Consider the following 6,758-nt stretch of genomic DNA (forward strand, 5'->3'; position numbering starts at 1 on the left):
ACCGCGCCTTCCGTATCTTGCAATTCGCCTCGGCGTCGCTGTATTCGCTCGCCCATGGCGGCAACGACGCTCAGAAGACGATGGGCATCATCGCCGTGTTGCTCTACTCGCAGGGGCATCTCGGCAGCGAATTTTCGGTGCCGTTCTGGGTGGTGCTGGCCTGCCAGGCGTCGATGGCGCTGGGCACGTTGATGGGCGGCTGGCGCATCGTCCGCACCATGGGCCTGCGCATCACCAAGCTGACGCCGATGCAGGGGTTCTGCGCCGAGACCGGCGGCGCCGCGACGCTGTTCGCCGCGACCTTCCTCGGCGTGCCGGTGTCGACAACTCATACGATTACCGGCGCCATCGTCGGCGTCGGCGCGGCGCGACGGATGTCGGCGGTGCGCTGGAACGTCGCCAGCTCGATCGTCTATGCCTGGGTGATCACCATCCCGGCCTCGGCCCTGGTGGCCGCGGTGGCGTATTGGGCGGCGCGGCTTCTGCCCTGAGACTGCTCCGTCATTGCTTCGTCGCTCGCAATGACGGGGATAGGCGGTACTTACGTCACCAGCTTCAGCCCAATGATGCCGGCGACGATCAGACCAATGCAGCCGAGGCGGGCGGCGGTCGCCGGGTCACCGAACAGCACGATGCCGAGCGCGGCGGTGCCGACGGCGCCGATCCCGGTCCAGACCGCATAGGCGGTGCCGATCGGCAGCGTCTTCAGGGCCAGACCGAGCAGCATCACGCTGGCGGCCATGGCGGCCAGCGTCAGCACCGACGGCACCAGGCGGGTGAAGCCCTCGGTGTATTTCAGGCCGATCGCCCAGCCGATCTCCATCAGCCCGGCCACGAACAGGATCGCCCACGCCATTGCTCGAACTCCTTCAGCCCATCCAGTCACTTGGACCGGGATATTGGTGCCCCATATGAGACCGGAGGCGGGCGCTCGCCAGCGACCAACCGGTGCGAAAGTCCCGCCGCAACGCCCTTGATTGCGCCGGGTTTCTTTGCCACAGCCTCAACCCATGTCCGAACCAATGCCCGACGTCGCGCATGCGGCGGAAACGCCATCCCATGCTCCGGTTTCGCTCGCCCAGGAAGTGGCGCGGCGTCGCACCTTTGCGATCATCTCGCATCCTGACGCCGGCAAGACCACGCTGACCGAAAAGCTGCTGCTGTTCGGCGGCGCCATCAACCTGGCCGGTCAGGTCAAAGCCAAGGGCGAGCGCCGCAACACCCGGTCGGACTGGATGAAGATCGAGCGCGAGCGCGGCATCTCGGTGGTCACCTCGGTGATGACCTTCGAGTTCGAGGGGCTCGTGTTCAACCTGCTCGACACGCCGGGCCACGAAGATTTTTCCGAAGACACCTACCGGACGCTGACGGCGGTCGACAGCGCCGTGATGGTGATCGACGCGGCGAAAGGCATCGAGGCTCGCACGCGAAAACTGTTCGAGGTTTGCCGGCTGCGCGACATTCCGATCATCACCTTCATCAACAAGATGGACCGCGAGAGCCGCGAGATTTTCGATCTCCTGGACGAGATCGAGAAGACGCTGGCGCTCGACACCACGCCGATGACCTGGCCGGTCGGCCGCGGCCGCGACTTCCTCGGCACCTATGACGTGCTGAACGGCGGCGTGCGGCTGCTCGACGGCGGCGGCGCCAAGACCGGCGCGGCCGAGCAGATCAGCATCGACGACCTCGGCAAGCGCCACCCCAATCTCGACGTCGCCGCGGTGAAGGAGGAACTCGAACTCGCCACCGAGGCCTGCAAGCCGTTCGAGCTCGAGGCGTTTCGCGAGGGCCATCTGACGCCGGTGTATTTCGGCTCGGCACTGCGCAATTTCGGCGTCGGCGATTTGCTCGAAGGCCTGGGCCGCTACGCGCCGCCGCCGCGGGCGCAGGAGAGCAGCGCGCGCAAGATCGCCGCCGACGAGCCGAAGATGAGCGCCTTCGTGTTCAAGATCCAGGCCAACATGGATCCGAACCACCGCGACCGTATCGCCTTCGCGCGGCTGTGCTCGGGCAAGCTGACGCGCGGCATGAAGGCCAAGCTGGTGCGTACCGGCAAGGCAATGCCGCTGTCGTCGCCGCAGTTTTTCTTTGCCCAGGATCGCTCGGTCGCCGACGAGGCGTTCGCCGGCGACGTGGTCGGCATTCCCAATCACGGCACGCTGCGCATCGGCGATACGCTGACCGAGGGCGAGGACGTGACCTTCGTGGGCGTGCCCAGCTTCGCCCCGGAAATCGTCCGCCGCGTCCGCTTGACCGATGCGATGAAGGCCAAGAAGCTGAAGGAAGCGCTGCAGCAGATGTCCGAAGAGGGCGTCGTGCAGGTGTTTCGGCCGCGCGACGGCGCGCCGGCGCTGGTCGGTGTCGTCGGCCCGCTGCAGCTCGACGTGCTGAAGGCCCGGCTTGCCGCCGAGTATCAGCTCCCGGTCGATTTCGAAGTCTCCGAATTTCAGCTGGCGCGCTGGATAGCTTCTGACGACCGCAAGAAACTGGATGCCTTCATCGCCGCCAACGGCTCGTCGATCGCCGACGATGTCGACGGCGATCCGGTGTACCTGGCCAAGAACGAGTTCTATCTGGGTTACACCCGCGACCGCGCCGAAGGCATTACCTTCGCCGAGATCAAGGACGTCAAGAAGGCGGGATGAGACAGGGCGGCGCGCCTCGCCGGGCCGTTGCGTCATTGCGCGGGCGATGGGCGCGCGGATCAAGTTCGCGGATGCGACTAACGTAGAGGCGCGAACCGTCGCGGCGGCATTGCACCGGCAACCTGTGCCGCTACGATCGACGGCGTAGTATGTACATTGCCGGACCATGACGTGGCTGGAATTTCATCGCGACTAGCGACCGTCGTCAGCCTGCTGATCGCCATCGTCGGCCCCGCCCGCGGTGACGAGTTGCAGGATCTGCCGCCCTCGATCCGCCGTTCCGTCGACACCCTGCAGCGAGCCTGCTCACCCGACCGGCTGAGTTTCGAGAGCGGTTTCGTCACCCGCAAGGACGTCAACGGCGACACCCGCGACGACTACGTGCTCGACTACGGCCAGGCCAAATGCGGGGAGATGTCCTCGAGCTTCTGTGGAAGCGCCGGTTGCCTGACGCAGGTCTACGCGTCGCACGCCGACGGCACGTACTCGCTCGAACTCGACATGAACGTGCGCGGCATCAGCTTCATCAAGCACGGCGGCACGCCGGCGATGCTGCTCGACCTGCACGGCAGTCAGTGCGGCGGAGTCGGCGCCGATCCGTGTACCAAGATCTCGTATTTCGACGGCAAGCAGAAGCTCGCGGAGGTCCCGGGTATGCCGACGGCGCCGCAGGCCGCCTCGCCGCGGCGGCAGGCCTGGATCGCCGTCGCCGCCGGCCTTTGGCACATGCGTAACGGCGCAGCTCGCGTCAGCCTCGGCTATTCGGGGACGCAATGGTCGCGCGACGAGGCGGAGATCGTAGCGGTCCGGGAATGCCGTCGGCGCGGCGGTGGGCGCACCTGCAAGGTGATCAAGGACGGCTTGCGCAATGCAGGTTGCCTGTTCATCGGCTACGGGCGGACTGGACGCGGCGTGATCTGGGTCGCGGGAGCGACGCCGACGAGCGTGCTCGAGCAGTGCACCTCGCAAGGCTATGAATGCGCCAGGGCGATCGGTGGCTGCGTGCCGCCGAACTGACGCCGCGTGGCGGATCGTCACGCCTTGCCGATCAATTGATCGCGCCGTGCGCCAATGTGTGACGTAGCGTTCCCGACTGGAACATTTCGCCGGGACATTGCCATTCGCAGTCGCCGGCAGCCTGTTCCGACGCCCTCGTTCGGCCGTCGTTTTGCCCGACACCAGCCGAGGTCGTGGCTTACACGATGGACGGGGGCGTTCGGGTGGCGGGTTCACAGCAAATCGCAAAATGGCTGCTGGCGCGCTGGCGTCGTCTGTATGCGCGGCAGGATCTCGACAGCGGGCGTGCGCTGCTGCTCGCGCTGATCTGCGTGGCTGGCGCCGCCGTCATGCGGCTGTTGCTGGCGCTGATTGCGCCGACGCTGGTCTTCGCCACCTATTTCCCGGCCGTCCTGATTGCGAGCCTGATCGGTGGATGGCGCGCCGGCCTGTTTGCGATCCCGCTCTCCGTCGCGGCCGCCTGGCTGCTGTTCGATCCGAAGATGACCGCGGTCGTACTCGCCGGCGTCTCCGCATCGAGCGCCGTCGTGTTCGCGCTCAGCGGATTGTTGGTGGTCGCGGTCGCGCAATTCCATCGTCTGACCGTATTCAGCTACGAAGAGCTCGAGCGCGAACGCACCACGCTGGCGCGCGAAGTGATGCATCGCTCCAAGAACCAGGCGGCGATCATCTCCGCCCTGGTGCGCAAGGGCGTGAGCGACAAGACGGAAGCCGAGACTTTGGTCGGCCGCATCCGCGCCATCGCCGAAGCCGACGATCTGCTCAACCCGGCTGGTCCGCCGCCGCTGGATCTTCGCGCGCTGCTCACGAAGGTAGTGCAGCGCTCGCATGGCGATCAGGTCCGGCTGAACGGGCCGCAACTGGCGCTGACGGTCGCGGAGGCGCGCAGCCTCAGTCTCGCCTTCCACGAGATGATGACCAACGCCGCGAAGTACGGCCCGCTCCGCGGCCGCGACGGCTACATCGAGATTACTTGGCAGCGCGAGGCCGGAGCGCTGCGGATCGTCTGGCAGGAGCATTGCGCTACGCCGCCGCCGAGCGCGACGGGCGTCGGCTTCGGGCTGCAATTGATCAGCACGGCGCTCGCCCAGATCAACGGCAAGGTGACGATTGCGCCCGAGCCGTCCGGCTATCGCTACGAGATCGCGGCTTGAGCGGGCGCCGCCGCCGGCTAGAGCGTTTTCGAGCGAAGTGGATACCGGTTCGCGTGAAGAAAACGCGTCAAATTAAGAATCTAGAGCTCCGGTTCTGATTCTATCAGAACCGGAAAAGCTCTAGCAGCCGCGGCAGATGTCCTTGAGCTTCTTCAGCAACCGTTCGTGCTCATCGGAGATGGTCTTGGCGACCTGTGGGTCGAGCCGGCCGGGGCCACGGCCGAACCCGCCGCCATGCATTCCGAGGCCGTGCAGGCCTGAACGGCCGAAGCCATGCAGGCCACGCGCCTGCAGGGGTTGTGCGGCGGTGAGTACGATGGCGCCGGCCACGACGACGGTGACGATCAGGGAGCGGCTTTGCATGACGCCGATCTGCGGCAGCGAATGCGGCAAATCCGGGTTCCGCGAACAGACCTCGCCGGGCGCGCCGATCAATTCGAAGCGATCTGGAAGCTCTCGTCGTGGTCGCCCGGACGCCGCCAGGTGCCCAGCGCATCGACCGAAACGATCGGACGAATGCCGCCGAGCGCGTCGTCTTCCAGCATCACCAGTTTGCGGTTGTCGAGGATCAGCCAATGCCCGTCGAGCCGCGCCGCCGCCACTGCGTGATCCTCGTCGCGGCGATCGTCGTGGACGATGACGAGGCGGAGATCGTTGGCCTCAAGGCCGGCGAGACGGAGCGCCGCCAGCTTGGCAGTGGCGTAGTCCTCGCAATCGCCGGCACCGCGCTGCAGCGTAGCCAGCGGCGCGCTCCAGTCATCGGTTGGGCCTGCGGGGCCAGCGTCGGCAGCGAAACGGATCGACAAATTGATAGCGCGGTTGATGATGCCGAGCCGCGCGCGGCCGGGCAGGGACCTGGCCTGTTCGGCGATGTCGAGCAAACGCAGCGCGGCAGGCGACGAACAACGTTCGTGAGCTTCCGCACACAAGGCGAGCACCTCCTGCTCGGCCTCGCTCTCGCGCGCCAGCGTCTGCCACTTGGCCTGCAGGGCGGCGTCCGGCTGCGCCGTCGCCTGCATCCCGAACGGCTCCGCTATGCTGGAAGCGACCGACGACCACATCGGCGCGGCGCCTGCCGGCACCGATGCTGCAACCACCACGAACCCTGCCAGAACAGCCGCGCGAAACCGCCGGCCGATCATCAAACCGGAACTCATCATCTGACGCCCCCGTCCGGGCATCGGCGCGAATTACAACTTTCGCGCGTGTCCGGATCGTTGGGACGAGGATTTCAGGTAGGAGTTTCCGGCTCCTTTCTGCGGCCGAACGGGCTGAAAACGCTGTGAATCGCCGGTTTTTCGGATCGATTCAATTTGAAGCAGTCGGCGGGGGAGCCCGATCGCGGTTCGGCTCCGAGATTAACTGAACGATCGATTGAGACACTGAGACAATCAGCTCTGCTTGGGCGTTGAACCCGTTTATGCTAACGAAACACTAACTCACGTCATCAGCCTTTAACTAATTGCAGGTGCGGATTGAATTTCGTCGGCAAATTCTCCTCGCATGTCTCCCTCGGGGAGGCTGATTTGGGCGCTGGGCATCCAGCTGTAGACGTTTTGCAACATCACGCGGCGGCGGACGCGGTCATCGTGCCCGATGCGCGCCTTTTGTTCGGCGGCCACTACGCACGGGCCGGCGCCGATCTGGTGATTTCCTATCCTGAGCACGGCGATCGCTTCGTCGTGTCCGACTATTTCCACGGGTCTCACCGTTCATGGCTGTCGTCGCTCGACGGCGCGCGGCTGTCGCCGGACAACATCCGCGCGCTTGTCGGCGAAGTCGAGGTGGCGCAGGCTGGGCCGGGCGGGGCGCCCGCCAGCACGCCGATCGGCCATGTCAGCAAGATGTCCGGCAGCGCCACGGCGATCCGCAACGGCGTCGCGGTGGAACTGCACGAAGGCGATCAAGTCTACAAGGGCGATGTCGTCCAGGCCGGAAC

Annotated in this window: 8 protein-coding genes; 5 read left to right on the plus strand and 3 right to left on the minus strand. The window is 65.8% G+C overall.

Annotation, left to right across the window (positions count from 1 at the left end):
- Positions 1 to 491 (plus strand): inorganic phosphate transporter (locus I5M_RS22620; RefSeq protein WP_022723487.1); only part of this gene is annotated, 491 nt, incomplete at its 5' end.
- Between the two features lie 50 nt (positions 492 to 541).
- Here I5M_RS22620 and sugE read toward each other — a convergent pair.
- The gene (gene sugE / locus I5M_RS22625; RefSeq protein ID WP_022723488.1) at positions 542 to 856 is read right to left on the minus strand and encodes a quaternary ammonium compound efflux SMR transporter SugE; all 315 of its coding nucleotides are present in this window, start codon (positions 854 to 856) and stop codon (positions 542 to 544) included.
- Between the two features lie 166 nt (positions 857 to 1,022).
- On the opposite strand from sugE, the gene I5M_RS22630 reads away from it, so the two are divergent.
- The 3 genes from I5M_RS22630 to I5M_RS22640 all read left to right on the plus strand — a co-directional run bounded on the left by I5M_RS22630 (position 1,023) and on the right by I5M_RS22640 (position 4,819).
- The gene (locus tag I5M_RS22630) at positions 1,023 to 2,648 is read left to right on the plus strand and encodes a peptide chain release factor 3 (protein ID WP_022723489.1); all 1,626 of its coding nucleotides are present in this window, start codon (positions 1,023 to 1,025) and stop codon (positions 2,646 to 2,648) included.
- A gap of 171 nt (positions 2,649 to 2,819) precedes the next feature.
- Complete coding sequence (locus tag I5M_RS31035; protein ID WP_022723490.1) at positions 2,820 to 3,665, plus strand: hypothetical protein; 846 nt, start codon at positions 2,820 to 2,822, stop codon at positions 3,663 to 3,665.
- A gap of 185 nt (positions 3,666 to 3,850) precedes the next feature.
- A complete protein-coding gene (locus I5M_RS22640) occupies positions 3,851 to 4,819 on the plus strand; it encodes a sensor histidine kinase (RefSeq protein ID WP_022723491.1) in 969 nt (322 codons plus the stop codon).
- A gap of 120 nt (positions 4,820 to 4,939) precedes the next feature.
- Here the strand turns inward: I5M_RS22640 and I5M_RS22645 are convergent, their stop codons facing one another.
- Both I5M_RS22645 and I5M_RS22650 read right to left on the minus strand, forming a co-directional pair.
- Positions 4,940 to 5,254 (minus strand): hypothetical protein, encoded by a 315-nt coding sequence (locus I5M_RS22645; protein WP_022723492.1) that lies wholly within the window; start codon positions 5,252 to 5,254, stop codon positions 4,940 to 4,942.
- The gene (locus I5M_RS22650; protein WP_244432070.1) at positions 5,251 to 5,976 is read right to left on the minus strand and encodes a transglutaminase-like cysteine peptidase; all 726 of its coding nucleotides are present in this window, start codon (positions 5,974 to 5,976) and stop codon (positions 5,251 to 5,253) included. Before I5M_RS22650 ends, I5M_RS22645 begins: the two co-directional genes overlap by 4 nt.
- A gap of 318 nt (positions 5,977 to 6,294) precedes the next feature.
- Here I5M_RS22650 and I5M_RS22655 point away from each other — a divergent pair.
- Positions 6,295 to 6,758 (plus strand): hypothetical protein (locus I5M_RS22655; RefSeq protein ID WP_148287943.1); only part of this gene is annotated, 464 nt, incomplete at its 3' end.

This window comes from Rhodopseudomonas sp. B29 (assembly GCF_000333455.1).
In the GTDB taxonomy this organism is placed as follows: domain Bacteria; phylum Pseudomonadota; class Alphaproteobacteria; order Rhizobiales; family Xanthobacteraceae; genus Rhodopseudomonas.